This window comes from Kitasatospora brasiliensis (assembly GCF_032654805.1).
Lineage (GTDB): Bacteria > Actinomycetota > Actinomycetes > Streptomycetales > Streptomycetaceae > Kitasatospora > Kitasatospora brasiliensis.
The window spans coordinates 411092-431377 of record NZ_JAUOOW010000003.1 but is presented as its reverse complement, the minus strand read 5'-3'; the positions used below and the strand labels follow the sequence as shown (position 1 = coordinate 431377).

At 74.6% G+C, this 20286-nt stretch carries 11 protein-coding genes and 1 pseudogene; 10 read left to right on the top strand and 2 right to left on the bottom strand.

Going from position 1 to position 20286, the window contains the following annotated elements; all coding sequences use genetic code 11:
- Positions 1 to 18: 18 nt before the first annotated feature.
- The 10 genes and pseudogenes from QWJ13_RS14095 to QWJ13_RS14050 form a co-directional block, all read left to right on the top strand.
- A pseudogene (locus QWJ13_RS14095) lies at positions 19 to 7095 on the top strand (amino acid adenylation domain-containing protein); the annotation flags it as partial.
- A 107-nt stretch (positions 7096 to 7202) separates the two neighbouring features.
- Positions 7203 to 8240, top strand: coding sequence for a class I SAM-dependent methyltransferase (locus QWJ13_RS14090; RefSeq protein ID WP_316524398.1), 1038 nt, complete (start codon positions 7203 to 7205; stop codon positions 8238 to 8240).
- On the top strand, positions 8240 to 9244 hold the full coding sequence (locus tag QWJ13_RS14085) for a pyridoxal phosphate-dependent aminotransferase (RefSeq protein WP_316524397.1): 1005 nt from the start codon (positions 8240 to 8242) through the stop codon (positions 9242 to 9244). Before QWJ13_RS14090 ends, QWJ13_RS14085 begins: the two co-directional genes overlap by 1 nt.
- A 65-nt stretch (positions 9245 to 9309) precedes the next feature.
- Positions 9310 to 10557 carry an MFS transporter gene (locus tag QWJ13_RS14080; protein ID WP_316524396.1) on the top strand — a complete coding sequence of 416 codons (1248 nt, stop codon included), beginning with the start codon at positions 9310 to 9312 and terminating at the stop codon, positions 10555 to 10557.
- Between the two features lie 98 nt (positions 10558 to 10655).
- Complete coding sequence (gene hppD / locus QWJ13_RS14075; protein WP_316524394.1) at positions 10656 to 11753, top strand: 4-hydroxyphenylpyruvate dioxygenase; 1098 nt, start codon at positions 10656 to 10658, stop codon at positions 11751 to 11753.
- Positions 11750 to 12892, top strand: coding sequence for an alpha-hydroxy acid oxidase (locus QWJ13_RS14070; protein WP_316524392.1), 1143 nt, complete (start codon positions 11750 to 11752; stop codon positions 12890 to 12892). Before hppD ends, QWJ13_RS14070 begins: the two co-directional genes overlap by 4 nt.
- A gap of 53 nt (positions 12893 to 12945) precedes the next feature.
- On the top strand, positions 12946 to 14175 hold the full coding sequence (locus QWJ13_RS14065; protein ID WP_432277524.1) for an aminotransferase-like domain-containing protein: 1230 nt from the start codon (positions 12946 to 12948) through the stop codon (positions 14173 to 14175).
- 123 nt (positions 14176 to 14298) lie between these two features.
- Positions 14299 to 15336, top strand: a complete 1038-nt coding sequence (locus QWJ13_RS14060; protein WP_316524388.1) for a methyltransferase — start codon at positions 14299 to 14301, stop codon at positions 15334 to 15336.
- Between the two features lie 28 nt (positions 15337 to 15364).
- Positions 15365 to 16276, top strand: a complete 912-nt coding sequence (locus QWJ13_RS14055; protein WP_316524386.1) for a phosphotransferase family protein — start codon at positions 15365 to 15367, stop codon at positions 16274 to 16276.
- 205 nt (positions 16277 to 16481) lie between these two features.
- Complete coding sequence (locus tag QWJ13_RS14050) at positions 16482 to 17873, top strand: cellulose binding domain-containing protein (RefSeq protein WP_316524384.1); 1392 nt, start codon at positions 16482 to 16484, stop codon at positions 17871 to 17873.
- 53 nt (positions 17874 to 17926) lie between these two features.
- Here QWJ13_RS14050 and QWJ13_RS14045 read toward each other — a convergent pair whose 3' ends face one another.
- Positions 17927 to 19273: an NtaA/DmoA family FMN-dependent monooxygenase gene (locus QWJ13_RS14045; RefSeq protein ID WP_316524383.1), complete on the bottom strand. Its 1347-nt coding sequence runs from the start codon at positions 19271 to 19273 to the stop codon at positions 17927 to 17929.
- Between the two features lie 52 nt (positions 19274 to 19325).
- Positions 19326 to 20234: a ribokinase gene (locus QWJ13_RS14040; protein ID WP_316524380.1), complete on the bottom strand. Its 909-nt coding sequence runs from the start codon at positions 20232 to 20234 to the stop codon at positions 19326 to 19328.
- Between the last annotated feature and the right edge of the window lie 52 nt (positions 20235 to 20286).

Genomic DNA, 20286 nt, shown 5'->3' with positions numbered 1-20286 from the left:
GCCAGTCGGAGGCAGACCTTGATCCCGTTGTCGTTCGCCCAGCAGCGGCTCTGGTTCATCGAGCAGTTCGAGGGCCCGAGCGCCCTCTACAACACTCCGTACGCCCTCCGGCTGACCGGCGAGCTGGACCCGGCCGCCCTCGAAGGCGCGCTCGCGGACGTGGTGGGCCGGCACGAGGTGCTGCGCACCGTCTTCCCGACCACCGACGGCCAGCCCCATCAGCACATCCTCCCCGAGGGGCGCCCGGCGCTGCACCGGGCCCCGGCGGCCGACCGGGCCGAGCTGGACGAGCTGATCCGCGAGGCCACCGGACACGTCTTCGACCTCGCCCGCGACCTCCCGCTGCGGGCCTGGCTGTTCACCCTGCCCGGAGAGCACGTCCTGCTGCTGCTCACCCACCACATCGCCTCCGACGGCTGGTCCGTCGCCCCGCTGTTTCGCGACCTCGCCGAGGCGTACCGGGCCCGGCTGGCCGGCGAGGAGCCGCAGTGGGAGCCGCTGCCGGTGCAGTACGCCGACTACACCCTCTGGCAGCGCGAGCTGCTCGGCGAGGAGGGCGACCCGGAGAGCGTCATCTCCGAGCAACTCGCCTACTGGAGACAGGAGTTGTCCGGCCTGCCGGAGGAGCTGGCACTGCCCTGCGACCGCCCGCGCCCGGCCCTGCCGAGCCGTCGCGGCGGCGCCGCCGACTTCGAGCTGGACGCCGAACTGCACGGCGCGCTCACCGAGTTGGCCTCCGCCCGGAACGCCAGCCTGTTCATGGCGCTCCAGGCCGCGGTGGCCGTCCTCTACACCCGCCTTGGCGCCGGCACCGACCTGCCGCTCGGCACCCCCGTCGCCGGGCGCATCGACGAGGCCCTGAACGACCTGGTCGGCTTCTTCGTCAACACCCTGCCGCTGCGCACCGACACCAGCGGCGACCCGAGCTTCCACGAGCTGCTGGACCGGGTCCGCCGTACCGACCTGGACGCCTACGACCACCAGGACATCCCCTTCGAGCGCCTGGTCGAGCACCTCAACCCCACCCGCACCCCGGCCCGCCACCCGCTCTTCCAGACCGTCGTCACCCTGAACGCGGAGCGGGACGAGACCCTCGCCTTCGGCGCGGCCACCGCCACCCCGCTCGAAGTCGGCGAGGCCCAGGCCCAGTTCGACCTCAACTTCAACTTCGTCGAGCGGCTCGCCGCCGACGGCACCTGCCTGGGCGTGCGCGCCGCCGTCGACTACGCGGCCGACCTCTTCGACCACACCACCGCCACCGCCCTCGCCGAACGGCTGGTGCGGGTGCTGCGCGCCGTCACGGCCGACCCGGCGGCACCGATCGGCGGCATCGAGATCCTCGGCCCGGCCGAGCGCGAGCGGCTGCTCACCGGCTGGAACGGGCCGGTCGCCGACGTCACCGAGCAGAGCCTGCCCCGGCTGTTCGAGGCCCAGGCCGCCGCCACCCCCGAGGCCCTGGCCCTGGTCTCCGACACCGAGCGACTGGACTACGCCGAGCTCAACGACCGCGCCAACCGGCTCGCCGCACTGCTGCTGGCCCGCGGTCTGACCACCGAACAGCCGGTCGCGGTCCTGATGGAGCGCTCCGCCGCCCTGCTCACCGCCGTCCTCGCGATCGCCAAGGCGGGCGGCACCTACGTCCCGCTGGACGACCGCTACCCGCTGGACCGGCTCCGGCACATCCTGGCCGACACCCGCACCGGCCTGCTGCTGACCGACCCGGCCCACCACGGCCACCCGGTGCTCGCCACCGACGGCTTCGCCACCGTCGAGGTCACCGAGGCGCTGCTGGCCGAGGCCCCCGCGGCGGGCGACCCGGCCGTACCGGTGCTGCCCGGCCAGCTGGTGTACGTGATGTACACCTCCGGCTCGACCGGGGTGCCCAAGGGCGTCGCCGTCACCCACCGCAACGTGGTGGACCTGCTGGGCAATCCGCAGTTCCGGGCCGGCCACCACGAGCGCGTGCTGCTGCACTCGCCCACCGCCTTCGACGCCTCCACCACCGAGATCTGGGCGCCGCTGGTCACCGGCGGGGCGATCGTGCTGGCCGAGCCCGGCGAACTGGACATCCGCCGCCTCGCCGAGACCGTCACCACCCACCGGGTGACCCTGGTCCAGGCCCCGTCCGGTCTGCTGCGGCTGATGGCCGACGAGGATCCGGCGGCCTTCCGGCACGTCCGACAGGTGTGGACCGGCGGCGATGTCGTCCCGCCGGAGTCCGTGCGCCGGATCCACCGGGCCTGCCCGGACACCTCCGTGGTCGCGGTGTACGCGCCCACCGAGACCACCGCCATCAAGACCACCTTCACCATGGTCCCGGGCGAGCCCGTCCCCGCCGTGGTGCCGATCGGCCGCCCACTGAACAACACCCGGCCGTACGTGCTGGACACCGCGCTGCGCCCGGTGCCGGTCGGGGTGGCCGGCGAGCTGTACCTCGCCGGGGACGGCCTCGCCCGCGGCTATGTCGGCCGCCCCGCGCTGACCTCCGAGCGCTTCGTCGCCGACCCGTACGGCACCCCCGGCAGCCGGATGTACCGCACCGGCGACCTGGTCCGCTGGACGACCGACGGCGTGCTGGAATTCCTCGGCCGGGCCGACGACCAGGTGAAGATCCGCGGCTTCCGGATCGAACTCGGCGAGGTGGAGGGCGCGTTCACCGCCCTGCCCGAGGTCGGCCAGGCCTTCGCGGTGGTCCGCGAGGACCAGCCCGGCGACAAGCGCCTGGTGGTGTACGCCACCGGGACCGGCGCCCCCGCCGAGCTGCGCGCCGCCGTCGCCGACCGCCTGCCCGGCTACATGCTCCCCGCCGCCGTGGTCGTCCTCGATGCCCTCCCGGTGACCGCCAACGGCAAGGTCGACCGCCGGGCCCTGCCCGCCCCCGACTACGCCGGGGCCGCCGAGGGCCGCGCCCCGCGCACCGACACCGAGCGCGCGCTGGGCGAACTCTTCACCGAGGTCCTCGGGTTGGACCGGATCGGGATCGACGACAGCTTCTTCGACCTGGGCGGGCACTCGCTGCTCGCCACCAAGCTGGTCAGCCGGATCCGCACCGCGTTCGGCACCGAACTGCCCGTCCGGGCCCTGTTCGACGCCCCCAGCGTGGCCGCGCTGGCCGCCGCCCTGCCCACCCCCGGCGCCGAGCGGCCGGCCGCCCGCCCGGCCCTGCGGCCGATCGAGCGGCCCGAACGCGTCCCGCTCTCCCCCGCCCAGCAACGCCTGTGGTTCATCGACCAGTTCGAGGGCCCGAGCGCGCTCTACAACACTCCGTGCATCGTCCGGCTGACCGGCCGGGTCGACACCGCCGCGCTCCAGGCCGCCCTGGCCGATCTGCTCGACCGCCACGAGGTGTTGCGCACCGTCTACCCGACCACCGGCGGGCAGCCGCACCAGCTGGTCCTGGACGGTCCCGAACTCCCGCTGCACACCGCGTCGGTGGCCACCGAGGAGGAGCTGCGGCGGGCCCTGGACGAGGCCGGCTCGCAGGTCTTCGACCTCGCCCGCGACCTGCCGGTGCGCGCCACCCTGCTGTCCCTGCCGCAGGACGAGCACGTCCTGCTGGTGCTGACCCACCACATCGCCACCGACGGCTGGTCCCTGGCCCCGCTGCTGCGCGACCTGGCCGAGGCGTACCAGGCCCGGCTGGCCGGCGAGGAGCCGCAGTGGCGGCCGCTGCCGGTGCAGTACGCCGACTACACCCTCTGGCAGCACGAGCTGCTCGGCACCGACGAGGCGCCCAGCGCCCTGCTGAGCGAGCAACTCGCCTACTGGCAGCGCGCCTTGGCCGATCTCCCGGAGGAGCTGACACTCCCCTTCGACCGTCTCCGCCCGGCCGCCCCGAGCCACCGGGGCGCCGCCGTGGAACTCCGGATGGACGCCGAACTCCACGCCGCCCTGGTCGAGTCGGCCCAGCAGAGCCGGGCCAGCGTGTTCATGGTGATGCAGGCCGCGCTGGCCACCACGCTGGGCCGGATCGGCGCGGGCAGCGATCTGCCGATCGGCACCGTGGTGGCCGGCCGCACCGAGGAGGCCCTGGACGACCTGGTCGGCTTCTTCGTCAACACCCTGGTGCTGCGCACCGACCTGAGCGGCGACCCGAGCTTCCGGGAGCTGGTGGAGCGCGTCCGCGCCGCCACCCTGGACGCCTTCGAGCACCAGGACGTGCCCTTCGAGCGGCTGGTCGAGCTGCTCAACCCGGTGCGCTCGACCGCCCGCCACCCGCTCTGTCAGGTGATGCTGACCTCCGGCGGCGAGGCCGGACAGATCAGCCTCGGCGGCCTGCCCGGCCGGGTCGAGCAACTGGAGTCGGGCCTGGCCAAGTTCGACCTGACCTTCGCCTTCAGCGAGAGCTTCGACGCGGCCGGCGCGCCCGCCGGGCTGGGCCTGACGGTGGAGTACGCCGTCGACCTGTTCGACCAGGCCACCGTCGAGGCGACGGCCGCCCGCTTCGAGCGCGCCCTGCGCGCGGTGCTGGCCGACCCGGACCAGCCGGTCGGGCAGGTGGATGTGCTCGCCCCGCAGGAGCGCGAGCGGCTGCTGACCGAGTGGAACGACACCGCCCGGCCGATCCCGCCCGCCACCTTCCCGGCACTGTTCGAAGCCCAGGCCACCGCCCACCCCCAGGCCATCGCCCTCTCCTTCGGCGCCGAGCAGGTCACCTACGGCGAACTGAACGAACGCGCCAACCGCCTCGCCCGACTGCTGACCGAACACGGCGCGGCCCCCGAACGGTTCATCGCGATCGCCCTGGAACGCTCGATCGAGCTGATCGTCGCCCAACTGGCCGTGCTCAAGGCCGGTGCCGCCTTCCTGCCGCTGGACCCGCGCTACCCGGCCGACCGGATCGGCTACATGCTCGACGACGCCCAGCCCGCCCTGGTCCTCACCAACACGGCACTCGCCGACGACCTCTTCACCGACAGCCCGCTCCCACGCCTGCTGATCGAAGAACTGGACACCACCGGCCACCCCGCACACGACCTCACCGACATCGCGACCACCCCCCGATCCGCCGCGTACGTCATCTACACCTCCGGCTCCACCGGCCGCCCCAAGGGCGTCGTCGTCACCCACACCGGCCTCGCCAGCATGGTGCAAAGCCAGCGCGAAAGCCTCGCCCTCACCCCCGACAGCCGCGTCCTGCTCTTCGCCTCACCCTCCTTCGACGCCGCCGTCTGGGAACTCGCCATGGCCCTGCTCACCGGCGCCCGCGCCGTCCTCGGCGACGCCGACCAACTCCTCCCCGGCCCCGCCCTCACCCAACTCATCGCCGACCAAGGCGTCACCCACCTCACCCTGCCGCCCACCGCCCTCGCCGTCCTCACCCCCGACGCCCTACCGCAAGGCGGCACCCTCGTCGTCGCCGGCGAAGCCTGCCCACCCGACCTCGTCGAGCACTGGTCCACCCGCCTGCGCATGGTCAACGCCTACGGCCCCACCGAATCCACCGTCTGCGCCAGCATGAGCACCCCCCTCCACGGCCGCGTCAACCCGCCCATGGGCCTACCCGTCACCAACACCCGCCTCTACGTCCTGGACGGCAACCTCCAACCCGTCCCCACCGGAGTCGTCGGCGAGCTCTACATCGCCGGCGCCGGCCTCGCCCGCGGCTACCTGGGCCGCCCCGACCTCACCGCCGAACGCTTCGTCGCCGACCCCTACGGAGCCCCCGGCACCCGCATGTACCGCTCCGGCGACCTCGTCCGCCGCCGCCCCGACGGCACCCTGGAGTACCAGGGCCGCGCCGACCACCAGGTCAAGATCCGCGGCTTCCGCATCGAACCCGGCGAAATCGAAGCCGTCCTCGCCCAGCACCCCAGCCTCGCCCAGTCCTTCGTCCTCGTCCGCGAAGACCGCCCCGGCGACCGCCGCCTCACCGGCTACGCCGTCCCCCACCCCCACCAGAGCACCGACCAAGCCACCCTGCGCGCCCACATCGGCGCCACCCTGCCCGACTACATGGTCCCCTCCGCCATCGTCCTCCTCGACGCCCTGCCCCTCACCACCAACGGCAAGGTCGACCGCAAGGCCCTGCCCGCCCCCGAGGCCGGCTGGCTCGGCGCCGGGCGGGCGCCCGCCACGCCCCGCGAGGAGCTGCTCTGCGGCCTGTTCGCCGATGTGCTCGGGCTGGAGAAGGTCGGCGTGGACGACAACTTCTTCGAGCTGGGCGGGCACTCGCTGCTGGCCAGCCGACTGGTCGCGGACCTGCGCGAACTGGTCGGCGAGGGCGAGGACATCGGCGTCCGCGCGGTGTTCGAGGCGCCCACCGTCGCCCGGCTCGCCGAGCGGCTCGACCGGGGCCCGGCCGCCGAGAGCTTCCCCGTCCTGCTGCCGATCCGCACCCGCGGCTCGCGCCCGCCGCTGTTCTGCGTCCACCCGGCGGCGGGCATCAGCTGGGTCTACACCGGGCTGCTGCGCCACCTCGACGCCGAGCAGCCGATCTACGGCCTCCAGGCGCCCGGCCTGGCCGACCCCACCGCGCACCCGGCCTCGATCGAGGAGCTGGCCCGGACCTACCTCGCGCAGATCCGCACCGTCCGCCCCGAGGGCCCGTACGCCCTGCTCGGCTGGTCCTTCGGCGGCGCCGTCGCCCACGCGATCGCCGCGCTGCTACGGCAACAGGGCCAGGAGGTACGGCTGTTGGCGCTACTGGACGCCTACCCGGGCAGCGGCGAGCCGGGGCCCGAGCAGTGGCGGGACGACCCGGCGCAGCTCGGGGTGATCCTGGACTCGCTCGGCCACCCGGCCGGGGAGATCACCGCCTGGCCCGCCGACGAGGACGGCTACGCCGCGCTCGTCCACGGCGGCGAGGGCCCGCTGGCCGGGCTCAGCGGCGCCGGAGTGGCCCGGGTGGTCTCGGTCTTCCAGGACAACGCCGAGCTGTCCCACGCGCTCCCGCTGCCCGGCTACGACGGCGACGCGGTGTTCTTCACCGCCGCCAAGGACCGGCCGGCCGACGCCCCCGACCCGGAGAGCTGGCGCCCGCACCTGGGCGGGCGGCTCGACGTCCACGAGGTGCCGAGCACCCACGGCGCGATGACGGGCGTCGAAGCGCTCGCCGTCATCGGCCCGGTGCTCGCCGCCCGCCTGGCTTCCTGACACCCGGCCGCCCCACCGACTCACCACCCCTACCGATCGCAGGCGACCGGCCTGCGCACAGCACCGCGGACCGCACCCGGTCCGCCCACGGAGAAACGGACACCACCATGACCATTCCCGACACCTGGCGCGGCATCACCCCGTCGCCGATCACCTCGACCGACGCCTACAACGGCTTCATCGCCGCGAACGTGATCTTCGCGCTGGACCGGATCGGCCTGCTGGAGGCGATCGGGCGCGGCGAGCCGCTCTCGGCCGCCGAGGCCACCGCCCAGGCCGGCGACACCACCAGGACCGAGGCCGTGCTGCGCGCCGCCGCCGACTACGGCTACCTCAAGGCCGACCGCGACGCCTACCTGCCCACCGAGGCCGGCATGGAGATCGCCGCCGCGCGCGGCTACTTCACCTGGGCCGTCGGCGGCTACCACGACGTGTTCGGCCGGGCCGGGCACCTGAGCGCCGGCACCCACCGCTACAACGAGGACGTCTTCCGCGACGAGGCGATGGTCGCCCTCGGCTCCGCCCAGTGCGACCAGTCGCTGTTCGCCGCGCAGCTGACCGACGTGCTCTCCGGCATCGACTTCCGCACCATCGCCGACCTGGGCTCCGGCACCTCCGCCCGGGTGCGCCGGGTGGTCTCCCAGCGCGAGGGCAGCCGGGGCCTGGGCATCGACATCAGCCGCCCGGCCACCGACATCGCCCGCCGGGACATCGTCGAGGCCGGGATGCAGGACCGGGTCACCGCCGTCCGCGCGGACGTGCTGGGCCTGCTCGGCACCCAGATCGACAACGACGCCGAGGCCGCCGAGGTGGCCGAGGTCGACACCGTGATGAGCTTCTTCCTGCTGCACGACCTGCTGGCCGACCCGAGCACCCGCTCCTCGATCTTCACCCGGATGCGGGAGGCCTTCCCGAAGGCCCGCACCTTCGTCCTCGGCGACACCATGCTGCGCGACCCGGGCACCTCCGACGGCGCCCAGCCGGTCTTCTCGGTCGGCTTCGAGCTGGCCCACGCGATGATGGGCGTGCCGCTGCACACCAAGGCCACCTACGAGCGGCTGTTCACCGACGCCGGCCTGCGGATCGACCGGGTCGAGGCGCTGGCCACCCCGCACTCCTGGCTCTACGTCCTCCAGGCCGACTGATGGCCGCCCCGGAGTCCGCCAGACACCTGCTGGCGCAGAACGAGCACCCGTACCCGCCGCTGCCGTCCGTGCTGGCCGCGCTGGCCGAGGCCGGTGCCGACCTGCACCGCTACCCGGACTTCCGTCCGGAGCGGTTCGCCGGGATCGTCGCCGACTGGCAGGGCGTCCCGGCCGGCCAGGTCGTGGTCGGCCACGGCTCGGCGGGCGTGGCGCTCGACCTCTTCCACGCGGTGGTCGAGCCCGGCGACAACGTGGTGCACTCACAGCCCTGCTTCGACGCGTACCCGATGTTCTGCGAGATCGCCCGGGCCGAGGCCCGGCCGGTCCCGCTCGGCCCGGACGCCCGGCACGACCTGGCGGCGGTGGCCGGGCGGATGGACGAGCGCACCCGGATCGTCGTGCTGTGCAACCCGCACAACCCGACCGGCACGGTCTACTCCTGGGCCGAGCTGACGGAGTTCTTCCGCCGGGTGCCGGCCACCGCGCTGATCCTGCTGGACGAGGCGTACGTGGACTTCGCCCTGGACTGGCGGGCCCCGGACGTGCCGGACCGGATCGCCGAGTGGCCGAACCTGGTGGTGCTGCGGACGCTGTCCAAGTCGCACGGCCTGGCCGCGCTGCGGATCGGCTACGCGCTGGCGGCGGAGCCGGTGGCCCGGCGGGTACGGGACCACCAGGTGCCGTACGCGGTGAACCGGCTCCAGGAGGCGGCCCTGGTGGCCGCCGTCGCCGCCGAGGACGAGATGGCCCGGCGGATCGCCGGGATCGCCGCCGAGCGGGAGCGCACCGGGGCCGAACTGCGGCGCCTGGGCTGGGCGGTGGCGCCCAGCGCGACCAACTTCCTGTGGGTCGAAGCTCCCGGCGACCACGCCCCGCTGCGCGCGGAGCTGGAGCGCCTGGGCGTGGCCGTCCGCTACTACCCCGGCCAGGGCGTCCGGATCGCCATCGGCGAGAAGGACGCCAACGACGCGGTGATCAAGGGCTTCACCGCCGTCAGGCCCTGACCCACCCGCACGCCCCCGCACACCCGCACACCCCGAAGCGCCGTCGGCGCAGCGAAGGAACCGCCATGCACCCGCTGTTGGCCCGCCCGGAGTTCCGGCACTACCTCGCCGGGCAGACCCTGTCCGTCCTCGGCGACAGCGCCCTCTCCATCGCCCTCGGCATCTGGGCCAAGGTGCTGACCGGCAGCAACTCCGCCGCCGGGCTGGTGCTGTTCTGCTTCTCCGCGCCGCTGCTGCTGCTCCCGCTGGGCGGCCTGCTCGCCGACCGGGTCCGCCGCAAGCCGCTGCTGGTCGGGGTCAACCTGGCGGTGGCGGTGTCGCTGCTGCCGCTGCTGCTGGTCGACGGCCCGGACACGGTCTGGATCATCTACTGCACCGCCACGGTCTGCGGTCTGGCCGGGGCCGTCCTGGCCCCGGCCCAGAGCGCGCTGCTGCGCGGCATCCTGACGGAGCGTCAAGACTTCGGCGCGGCGGCCGGGTTGACCCAGAGCGCCCGAGCCGGCACCACCCTGGTGGCGCCGCTGCTCGGCTCGGGCCTCTACGGCTGGTTCGGCGGGCACGCGGTGGCACTGGCCGACCTCGGCGTGCTGCTGCTGGCGGCGCTGAGCTTCCTCACCCTGCGGGTCGAGGAGGTCAAGCCGGAGCCCTCGGGCCGGCGGTGGCGCACCGAGGTGCTGGCGGGCTTCGTCCACCTGCGCGCCTCGGTCGGGCTGCGGCCGCTGGTGGCGGCCACCGCCGCCGCCGGCTTCGTGCTGAGCCTGCTCCAGCCGGTGCTGTTCGCGCTGACCCAGCACGGGCTGCACCGCTCGCCGCAGTTCCTCGGCGTGCTGGAGACCACCGAGGCCGTCGGCGCGCTGTGCGGCTCGGTGATCGGCGGCCTGCTGATCGGCCGGCTCGGTCCGCGCCGCACCGTCATGGCCGGCTCGGCGGTGTTCGGCCTGGGGACCGTCCTGCTGCTCGCCCCGTCCCTGTACGTGGTGGAGGCCGGGCTGGTGATCACGGGCGCCGGCATCCCGGCCGCCCTGGTCGGCCTCGCCACCGCCGCCCAGGCGTCCACCCCGCCGCAGCTGATGGGGCGCGCCCAGGCGGCCGTCAACCTCTCGCTGACCGCCCCGCAGGCGCTGGCCGTCGGCGTCGGCTCCGCCCTGGTGGCCGCCCTGGACTTCCGGATGGTGCTGGGCGTGATGGTGGTCGGCGCGCTGCTCGCGGCCGCCCACCTGATCGGCAAGCCGGAGGCACCGACCGAGCCCCCGCAGGCCGGACCCGAGGGCCCGGCCGAGCCGGAGGACGCCAAGGACCTCCAGCCCACCTGAGCGGCACCCACCCTCTCGAACCTCCCGGACGCACCGCGCGTCCGTTCACCCGAGCACCCCACGGCACCCTCCCGTCCTCCTCAACGAGAGAGCTTCTGATGACCGACCGTTCCTCTCCCGCCGTCACCCCGATCCCCGTCGAACTGGACCACGTCGAGTTCTACGTGGCCGACCTGAACACCGAGACCACCCGGCTGACCGGGGAGTACGGCTTCGAGCTGCTCGTCCCGCCGACCGAGCGCGGCGAGGCGGCCGAGCGCGGCCTCTCGGCGCTGGTCGGCCAGGCCTCCATCCGGCTGCTGCTCACCCAGCCGCTGGCGGCCGGTCACCCGGCCACCGGCTACCTGGCACGGCACGGCGACGGCGTGGCCGCCCTCGGCCTGCGGGTGCCGGACGCCGCCGAGGCGTACCGGACGCTGACCGGGCGGGGCGCCGCCGCGCTGCGCCCGCCGCTGGCCGAGGACGGCTGCGTCACCGCGGTGGTCGACGCCTTCGGCGACGTGGTGCACACCCTGATCGAGCGCGGCCAGGGCGCCCCCGCCGGCCGCATCCCCGGCCTGCCGGACCCGGCCCCGCTGACCGGCGCGGGCGAGGTCGGCCTGCGCTCCGTCGACCACTTCGCGGTGCTGCTGCCGTACGGCGAGCTGCGCTCCACCGAGCGCCGCTACCGGGAGGTCTTCGGCTTCCGGACCATCTTCGAGGAGCGGGTCGAGGTCGGCGCGCTCGGCATGGACTCGGCGGTCGTGCAGAGCGCCGACCACAGCGTCACCCTCACCCTGATCGAGCCGCTGGCCGCGGACGCGGGCGGCCAGATCGCCTCCTTCCTGACCGGCCACGGCGGCGCCGGGGTGCAGCACGTCGCCTTCGCCGCCGAGGACGCCGTGCACTCGGTGGCCACCATGGCCGAGCGCGGCGTGCCGTTCCTGCGCACCCCGCAGACCTACTACGACGCGCTGCCCGGCCGGCTGACGCCGCTGCGGCACTCCTTCGACCAGCTGCGCGAGCTGAACCTGCTGGTCGACCAGGACCACGACGGCCAGCTGTTCCAGATCTTCACCCGCTCCCAGCACCCGCGGAACACCTTCTTCTTCGAGGTGATCGAGCGCATCCGGGCCCGCAACTTCGGCAGCAACAACATCCGCGCCCTCTACGAGGCCGTGGAGCTCCAGCGCAACTCCAGCGAAGTGGCCGGATGAGCCCCGACATCCGTACCGAACCCGCCGCCGACGGACGCCCGGCGCTGTGCGTCGAGGAGTACGCCGAGCGGGCCCGGGCCGTCCTCGCGCCCGAGGTCTGGGAGTGGCTGGAGGGCGGCGCCGAGCGCGAACTGACCCTCGCCGCCAACCGGAGCGCCTTCGACCGGGTGGGCCTGGTGCCCCGAGTGCTGGCCGACGTCAGCACCCGGGACACCAGCGCCACCCTGGTGCGCAGCCGGGCGGCCCTGCCGGTGGCGGTGGCACCCGTCGCCTACCACCGGCTGTTCCACCCCGAGGGCGAGCTGGCCTCGGCCCGCGCCGCGGCCGCGGCGGGGGTGCCGTTCACCGTCGGCACGCTCAGCAGCGTCGGCTTCGAGGAGCTGGCCGGCACCGGGGCCACGCTCTGGTTCCAGCTGTACTGGCTGCGCGACCGCGGCCGGCTGCTCGACCTGGTGAAGGCGGCCGAGGCGGCGGGCAGCGAGGCCCTGGTCGTCACCGCCGACGTGCCGTACATGGGCCGCCGGCTGCGCGACGCCCGCAACGCCTTCGCGCTGCCCGGACACGTGCGCGCCGTGCTGCTGGAGGACGGCGCCGCCGGGCGGGCGCACGAGTCCACCGCCGCCGTCTCGGCGGTGGCCGCCCACACCGCCGAGCTGCTCTCCCCCGGCGTCACCTGGAGCGACCTGGAGTGGCTGCGCGGACAGACCGGACTGCCGCTGGTGGTCAAGGGCGTGCTCGATGCGGCGGACGCCCGACGGGCCGCCGACCTGGGCGCCGCCGCGGTGGTGGTCTCCAACCACGGCGGCCGCCAACTCGACCGCGCCGTACCTGCGTTGACCGCCCTGCCGACCGTCGCCGAGGCGCTGGCCGGCCGCGACTGCCAGGTGCTGATGGACAGCGGGGTGCGCGGCGGCTCGGACGTGCTGACCGCGCTGGCCCTCGGCGCCGCCGGGGTGCTGCTCGGGCGCCCGCTGATCTGGGGCCTGGCGGCCGGCGGCGAGGCGGGCTGCACCGAGGTCCTCGACCTGCTCGCCACCGAGCTGCGGCACGCGCTCGGCCTCGCCGGCTGCGCCGACCTGCGGGCCGCCGCCCGGCTGCGCACCACCACCCTGCCCCGCACCACCTGGAGCACTCCGTGACCACCGACGACCTGCTGCTCGCGGGCCTGCACACCTCCCTCGCCGACCCGGCGATGACCTCGATGAACCTGCTCAACGAGATCTCCATCCGCTACCCGGAGGCGGTCTCCTTCGCGGCCGGCCGCCCGGCCGAGCAGTTCTTCGACCTGGCCGACGTCCACCGCCACCTGGACCGCTACCTGGACCACCTGCGCACCGAGCGCGGGCTGAGTGAGGAACAGGCCCGCCGCCAGGTGCTCCAGTACGGCCGGACCAAGGGGATCATCCACGACCTGATCGCCGCCCACCTGGCGACCGACGAGGGCATCGAGGTGCCCGCCGAGTCGATCGTGGTGACGGTGGGCTGCCAGGAGGCGATGTTCCTGGTGCTGCGGGCGCTGCGCCGCGGCCCCGAGGACGTGGTGCTGGCCGTCTCCCCCACCTATGTGGGGCTGACCGGCGCCGCCCTGCTGGCCGACCTGCCGGTACGGGCGGTGGCCGACGGCCCGGACGGCGTGGACCTCGCCGACCTGCGCCGCCGACTGTCCGCCGCCCGGGCCGAGGGGCTGCGCCCGCGGGCGCTCTACCTGGTGCCGGACGTGGCCAACCCGAGCGGGGCCAGCCTGCCGCTGGAGCTGCGCCGGGAGCTGCTGGCGCTGGCCGCCGAGGAGGACTTCCTGCTGCTGGAGGACAACCCGTACTGCGTCTTCGCCGGCGACGAGCGGCTGCCCTCGCTCAAGGCGCTGGACACCGAGCGCCGGGTGGTCCACCTGGGCTCCTTCGCCAAGACGGCCCTGCCCGGCGCCCGGGTCGGGTACGTGGTGGCGGACCAGCTGGTGGCGGACGGGCAGGGCGCCACCACGCTGTTCGCCGACCTGCTCGGCATGATCAAGAGCATGACCACGGTGAACACCTCGCCGATCGCCCAGGCGGTGATCGGCGGCGCGCTGCTGGAGCACGGCCACAGCCTGCGGGCCGCCAACGCCGAGGTGGCCGCGCTCTACCGGCGCAACCTGGCACTGGTGCTGGAGGGGCTGGCCAAGCGCTTCCCGCCCGGCAGCGGAGTGACCTGGAACGAGCCGCGCGGCGGGTTCTTCCTGGTGGTCACGGTGCCGTGCGTGGTGGACGACGCGCTGTTGGAGCGCTCGGCCTCGGAGTTCGGGGTGATCTGGACCCCGATGTCGCACTTCTACCCGGGCGCCGGCGGGGAGCACCAACTGCGGCTGTCCGTCAGCCAGGTCGACCCGGCGACCGTCGACCAGGGCCTGGACGGGCTGGCCGCGCTGCTCGCCGCGCGGGCCTGATCCACCGGCGGAGGGGGCGCTCCCGTCCCAAGGGCCGCTCCCTCCGCCGGTGACGGTGCGCTTCGATCCGGCGACGGTGGGCAGTCTCCGGGTGCACGCATCGCACCCGCCCGAGGAGGACGCATGCCGCACCACGAGGACCACCGCCCGGACGAGGACCTGCGGCAGTCGGCCGCCTTCCTCGTCGACGAGGCGCTCGGCTTCGTCTTCCCCGCCGCCCTGCGCGCCGCCGCAGACACCGGGGTCGCCGACGCCCTCGCCGCCGGCCCCGCCACCCCCGCCGAACTCGCCGCCGCCACCGGCACGGACGCCGACACCCTGTACCGGGTGCTGCGCCTGCTCGCCACCCGGAACGTGGTCACCGAGGACGAGCAGGGCCGCTTCACCCTGACCGAGGCCGGGCAGGCGCTGCGCGGCGACGTCCCGTACTCCGTCCGCGACGCCGTGCTCATGCTCACCGACCGCACCTTCTGGCTGCCGGCCGGGCGGATGGCGCACTGCCTCACCGAGGGCGGCTCGGCCTTCGACGCCTCCTTCGGCATGCCCTTCTTCGACCACTTCGCCCAGGACGAGCGGACCGCCGCCGTCTTTCACGTGGGCATGGCGGCGATGTCCGAGACGGAGAACGCGGCCATCGCGGCCGCCTTCGAACTCCCCGACAGCGGAACGGTGGTGGACGTCGGCGGCGGCCACGGCGGCCTGCTGCGGGAGGTGCTGCGACGGGGCCCCGGGCTGCACGGCGTGCTGTACGACCGGGCCCATGTGCTGGCCGGCCACCGGCTGGACGGCGACAAGGAGATCGCCGACCGCTGGAGCACCGCGGAGGGCGACTTCTTCACCTCCGTCCCCACCGGTGACGTCCTGCTGCTCAAGCGGATCACCCACGACTGGGACGACGAGCAGTGCGTCACCGTGCTGAGCCACTGCCGCCGCGCGCTGCGCCCCGGCGGCCGGGTCCTGGTCCTGGACGCGGTCGTCCCCCGGGACAACGCGCCCCACCAGGCCAAGGCCATGGACCTGTTGATGATGACCTCGCTCACCGGCCGCGAGCGCACCGAGGCGGACTTCGCGCAGCTGCTCGGCCGGGCCGGTCTGCGGCTGTCCCGGGTGCTGCCGACGCCGACCGTGCTCTCCGTGGTCGAAGCGGTCATGGAGAATTGACCGTCCGTCGATTCCGACCCACCGGGGGATGCAGCAGATGACCGAGCGCTTCGCCGTCCTGGACGAGCTGGCCGCGCAGTGGGGGCTGAGCGGCCTCGAACTCGTCGGCCAGGGCCTGGAGTTCACCGTCTTCCGGGCGCGGGGGCGGGACGGCGGTCCGGTCGCCGTCCGGCTCGCGCACCGGCGCTTGGACTCCAACGCCAATGACCCGCACCTGGACACCCGCGATCTGCTGGTCCAGGAGCACGCCATCGCCCGGCACCTGGCCGCCCACGGCCTTCCGGTCGCCCGGGCCCGGGAGGTGATCCTCTCCGACCGGCCCGGAGCCCCGGACGTGCTGCTCTCCGACTACGTCGAGGACGACGGCTCACCGCTGGACTCCCACGCCCTGGGGCAACTCCTCGCCCGGCTGCACCGGGTGCCTCCGCCGCGACTGCGGCCGGTCGCGGCGGAGGGCGGCAGCACGGCGGAGGCGATCGCCGCCCGGACGGCCCGCCGCTGGGCCGAGGTCGGCCGGCACGTCGACGACTGGCCCGAGCCGCCGGCCGCCAGGCTCCTCGCCCGGCACCTGGCCGGCCTCACCGAGGGCGGCCTGCTCCACCTGGACGTCCGCAGCTCCAACATCCGCCGCTCCCACGGGCGCACCACCGCCCTGCTGGACTGGTCGAACGCCCTGCTCGGCACCCCCGCCCTGGAGTTCGGCCGGCTGGCCGAGTACGCCCGCTACCCGGAGAACGACCTGGACCTCGCCGCGCTGCGGGCCGGCTACGCGAGCCTCGCCCCCGCACCCGCCGAGGACGACCCCTGCCTGCTGGTCTGCCGCCTGGACGCCGCCCTGATGCTCGCCAACGTCTTCCTCTCCGAGGCCGCCGACCCCACCCGCGGCCCGGCGGCCGCCGTCCACGCCCGGGAGCTGGCCGAGCGGATCGCCCGGCTGTGACGCCGGTGCGCCGACGCGCGATCAGCCACTCCCGGGCGGCGGACGGCCGCGTTCCGGTCGATCGTCCGGCGCGGGGGGTTGACGGCCAAATTGGTCTATGCCACTTTCTGATCGCGCGGCCCCGCCACCGCACGTTCTCCAGGTGCAACCGGGCTCCCCTCCGCCGGTGCCGCGTGCCGTCCCCCACGTCAGGAGAGGAACCCCCATGAGCACCCGAACCAGCCGTCGGCGCCCCCGCGTCCGCGCGGCGCTCGCCACCGCCGTCGCCGCCGGGCTCGGCGCCGCCCTGCTCGGCACGGCCGTACCGGCCGCCGCCGCCGCTGGAGAGTCGCTCGCCGTGCAGTACCGCAACGGCGGCGGCGGCAGCGCCGAGGCCGCGCCCTGGCTCAAGGTCGTCAACACCGGCGCCGCGCCCGTCGCCCTGAAGCAGGTCACGCTGCGCTACTACTTCAAGGCCGACGCCCCCTCCGCCGTCTACCGCTTCGCCTGCGACTGGGCCGTCCGGGGCTGCGCCAATGTCACCGGCACCTTCGGCACCATCGCCGAACCGGGCGCGGCCGCCGACCGCTACCTGGAGGTCGGCTTCACCGCGGGCGCCGGCACCCTGGCCCCGGGGGCGAGCAGCGGGGACCTGCGACTGCGCTTCCACCGCGCGGACTGGCAGTCCGTGGACCAGGCCGACGACTACTCCTTCGGCGCCGCCCAGAGCGGGTACGGCGACTGGGCGAAGGTCACCGCCGGCGTCGACGGCGTAACGGTCTGGGGCACCGCCCCGACCGCGCCGAGCGTCCCGTCCGGCCCGGTGCTCTTCGACGACTTCGACTACACCGGCCACGACGACCCGGCGCTCGCCGCCCACGGCTGGAGCGCGCGCTCCGGCGGCGGCGGGCCGGGCGTGTGGGGGGCGAGCTGGGCGCCCGAGAACGTCACCTTCGCCAAGGAGTCCGGCAACGGGGTGATGACGCTGCGGACCACCACCGCCGGGACGGCGGACTCCACCCGGCAGAGCGAGTTCCACAGCGAGGCCATGAAGTTCCGCTACGGCACGTACGCCGCCCGGGTCCGCTTCGCCGACGCCCCGGCGGCCGGCCCCGACGGCGACCACGTGGTGCAGAGCTTCTTCGCGATCAACGACCTCACGGCCCCGATGGCCAAGGACTACTCCGAGTACGACTTCGAGTACCTGCCGAACGGCGGCTGGGGCGAGACCTCGAACATCTTCTTCACCACCTCGTGGGACACCTACGGCCCCGAGGGATCGGTCAACCAGTACACCACCAGCCGCGGTTCGTTCGCCGGCTGGCACGACCTCGCGCTGACCATCGACGACGGCGGCATCGTCTACTACGTCGACGGGGTCGAGTTCGCCCGCCACGACACCCGCTACCTGCCCGAGCGGCCGATGGTGATCGCCTTCAACCAGTGGCTCACCGACCTGGCCGGCCACACCGGCACCGAGGCGCGCTCCTACGAGGAGCAGGTGGACTACGTCCTGCACGTCAAGGACCGGGTGCTGACGCCCGCCCAGGTCGGCGCGGCCGTCGCCGGCTACCGCGCCGCGGGGGTGACCTTCACCGACACCGTCCCGGCGTCCTGAGCTCCGGGCTCTGAGCCCGCCTCGTCATCACGCGACGAGGCGGGCTCCCCGGCTCAGTGGCGGTACCGCGCGGCCGGGTGGCTGTCCGGCAGGTCCCGCCCGGCGGCGCCGGTCAGCCGCTCGCGCAGCGACTCGCCCGGCGCGTACTCGCCGCGGAACAGGCCGCGGGAGCGCAGGATCGGCAGCACCGACTCGACGAACTCGGTGGTGGAGGCCGGCTGCACGACGGGCGAGAGCAGGAAGCCGTCCAAGTCGGCGCCCTCGGCCAGGGCGCAGAGCTCGTCGGCGATCTCCTCCGCGGTGCCGACCACCGGGCGGGCGCCGACGCCGTGGGTGTGCCAGTCGGCGAGCACGTCGCCGACGGTCTGTCCGGCGAACCGGGCGACCTGGGTCTGCGACAGCTCGGTGGACAGCTCCGACATCGGGGTGTCCGGCGCGTACGAGGACAGGTCCAGGCCGGTGAACATGGCGTAGCTGGCGACGGCGACCTCCGGGCGCTGGGCGTCCAGGACGCGCCGCCAGCGGCGCTCGGCGTCCGCGGTGGTGGCCCCGACCACGCAGGAGAACGCCGACATCACCTTGACCTCGTCGGCCCGGCGGCCGGCCTTCACCGCCTCCTCGCGGATCGCCGCGGTGTGCCCGGCCAGCTGCCCCACCGGGCCGCTGCCGATGAACATGCACTCGCCGTGCCGCCCGCCGACCCGCCGCCCGGCCGGGGAGGCGCCGGCCTGGAACAGCACCGGGGTGCCCTGCGGGGAGCGGGCGGTGTTGCCGTAGCCGTGCGAGCGGAAGTACGGGCCCTCGTGCTCGACCGGGTGCACCTTCGCCGGGTCGGCGAACCGGCCGGCCTTGTCCTTCTCCAGGGCGCCGGGCTCCCAGGCGCCCTCCCAGTACTTGTAGACCAGATCGAGGAAGTCCTCGGCCATCTCGTACCGGGCGTCGTGCGCCACCATCTCCATGCCGAAGGCCTTGACGGCCGTGTCGGCGGTGCCGGTGGTCACGATGTTCCAGCCGAGCCGGCCGCCGGAGAGCTGGTCCAGGGTGGCCAGCCGGCGGGCGAACGCGTACGGCGGCTCGACCAGCACCGAGCCGGTCACCACCAGGCCCAGGTCGGTGGTGCTCGCCAGCAGCGCCGAGGCGATCACGAACGGGTCCAGGCGCGGCAGGTCGAGGGACTCCTCGGTGGCGATCGGCGGGCGGACGCCGTCGATCTCCGACCAGCCCCAGGCGTCGGCCAGGAAGAGGAAGTCCAGCTTGGCGTCCTCGCAGATCCCGGCGATCTCGCGCCAGTAGCCGAGGGTGTCGAACAGGTGCCGGCGGCTGTCCGGGTGGCGCCAGGTGGCGGTGCCGCTCGCGTTGGTCTGGGCGTTGTCGAACAGGCCGAGCCTGAGGTTCCGCATGGGGTGTCCTCCGTTGGACCGGGGGTGCGGGGGCGTGGGGCGCCGGGGCGCGTCAGGGGGCGGCGTCGAGCTGCGCCGCGGTCGGCATGGCGCACTGGGCGCCGAGGCCGGTGACGGCCAACGAGGCGGCCCGCACGGCCCGTTCGGCGGCGGCGAGCAGGTCGGCGCCCCGGGCGAGGGAGTCGGCCAGGGCGCCGCAGAAGGTGTCCCCCGCGCCGACGGTGTCGACGGCCTCCACGGCCGGGGCCGGCAGGTGCACGGCCGGAGCGTCCGGACGTACGACCAGCGCCCCGTCCGCGCCGAGCGTCACCACCACGGCCCGGCAGGGCAGCGCGGCCCGTGCCAGCAGCTCCCGCGCCCCGGCCGGCCCGACGGGCGGCTGGGCCCCGAGCAGGGTGGCGAGTTCGCCGAGGTTGGGCACCAGCACGTCGACGGCGGCCAGCACCTCCGGGGCCGGCGGCCTGGCCGGGGCCGGGTTGAGGACGACCACGGCGCCCTGCTCCCGGGCCCGCAGCACGGTGGCGGCGACCACCTCGGCGGCGATCTCGTGCTGCACCAGGACCACCTCCCCGGCCGAGCGGACCAGTCGCCGCGGCAGGTCGGCGACGGACAGCTCGGCGTTGGCGCCCGGATTGACCACGATGGTGTTCTCCCCGGCCCGGTCGACCACCACCGAGGCGATCCCGGTGGCGCTCTCCGGCGCCGTGCGCACCGCCCCGACGTCCACCCCCTCGGCGGCCAGCGACCGCAGGACGGCCTCGGCGTCCGCGCCGACCCGGGCGATCAGCCGCACCCGGGAGCCCAGCCGGGCCGCCGCGACGGCCTGATTGGCGCCCTTGCCGCCGACGCCCTCCACGAAGCCCCGGGCGAGCACGGTCTCACCGGGCCGCGGCAGCTCCTCCACGGTCAGGACGAGGTCGCGATTGACCGAACCGACGACGGTGACGACTGGCTCGCGCACTGGCATCCGCACTCCCTGGAAGATCGATCTCCACACACTAGCGTCGGGGTAG

Excerpts from the sequence above, each read along its gene's own strand:
- QWJ13_RS14090 (WP_316524398.1), top strand. The coding sequence starts at position 7,203 with ATGACCATTCCCGACACCTGGCGCGGCATCACCCCGTCGCCGATCACC.
- QWJ13_RS14085 (WP_316524397.1), top strand. The coding sequence starts at position 8,240 with ATGGCCGCCCCGGAGTCCGCCAGACACCTGCTGGCGCAGAACGAGCAC.
- QWJ13_RS14080 (WP_316524396.1), top strand. The coding sequence starts at position 9,310 with ATGCACCCGCTGTTGGCCCGCCCGGAGTTCCGGCACTACCTCGCCGGG.
- hppD (WP_316524394.1), top strand. The coding sequence starts at position 10,656 with ATGACCGACCGTTCCTCTCCCGCCGTCACCCCGATCCCCGTCGAACTG.
- QWJ13_RS14070 (WP_316524392.1), top strand. The coding sequence starts at position 11,750 with ATGAGCCCCGACATCCGTACCGAACCCGCCGCCGACGGACGCCCGGCG.
- QWJ13_RS14065 (WP_432277524.1), top strand. The coding sequence starts at position 12,946 with ATGACCTCGATGAACCTGCTCAACGAGATCTCCATCCGCTACCCGGAG.
- QWJ13_RS14060 (WP_316524388.1), top strand. The coding sequence starts at position 14,299 with ATGCCGCACCACGAGGACCACCGCCCGGACGAGGACCTGCGGCAGTCG.
- QWJ13_RS14055 (WP_316524386.1), top strand. The coding sequence starts at position 15,365 with ATGCAGCAGATGACCGAGCGCTTCGCCGTCCTGGACGAGCTGGCCGCG.
- QWJ13_RS14050 (WP_316524384.1), top strand. The coding sequence starts at position 16,482 with ATGAGCACCCGAACCAGCCGTCGGCGCCCCCGCGTCCGCGCGGCGCTC.
- QWJ13_RS14045 (WP_316524383.1), bottom strand. The coding sequence starts at position 19,273 with ATGCGGAACCTCAGGCTCGGCCTGTTCGACAACGCCCAGACCAACGCG.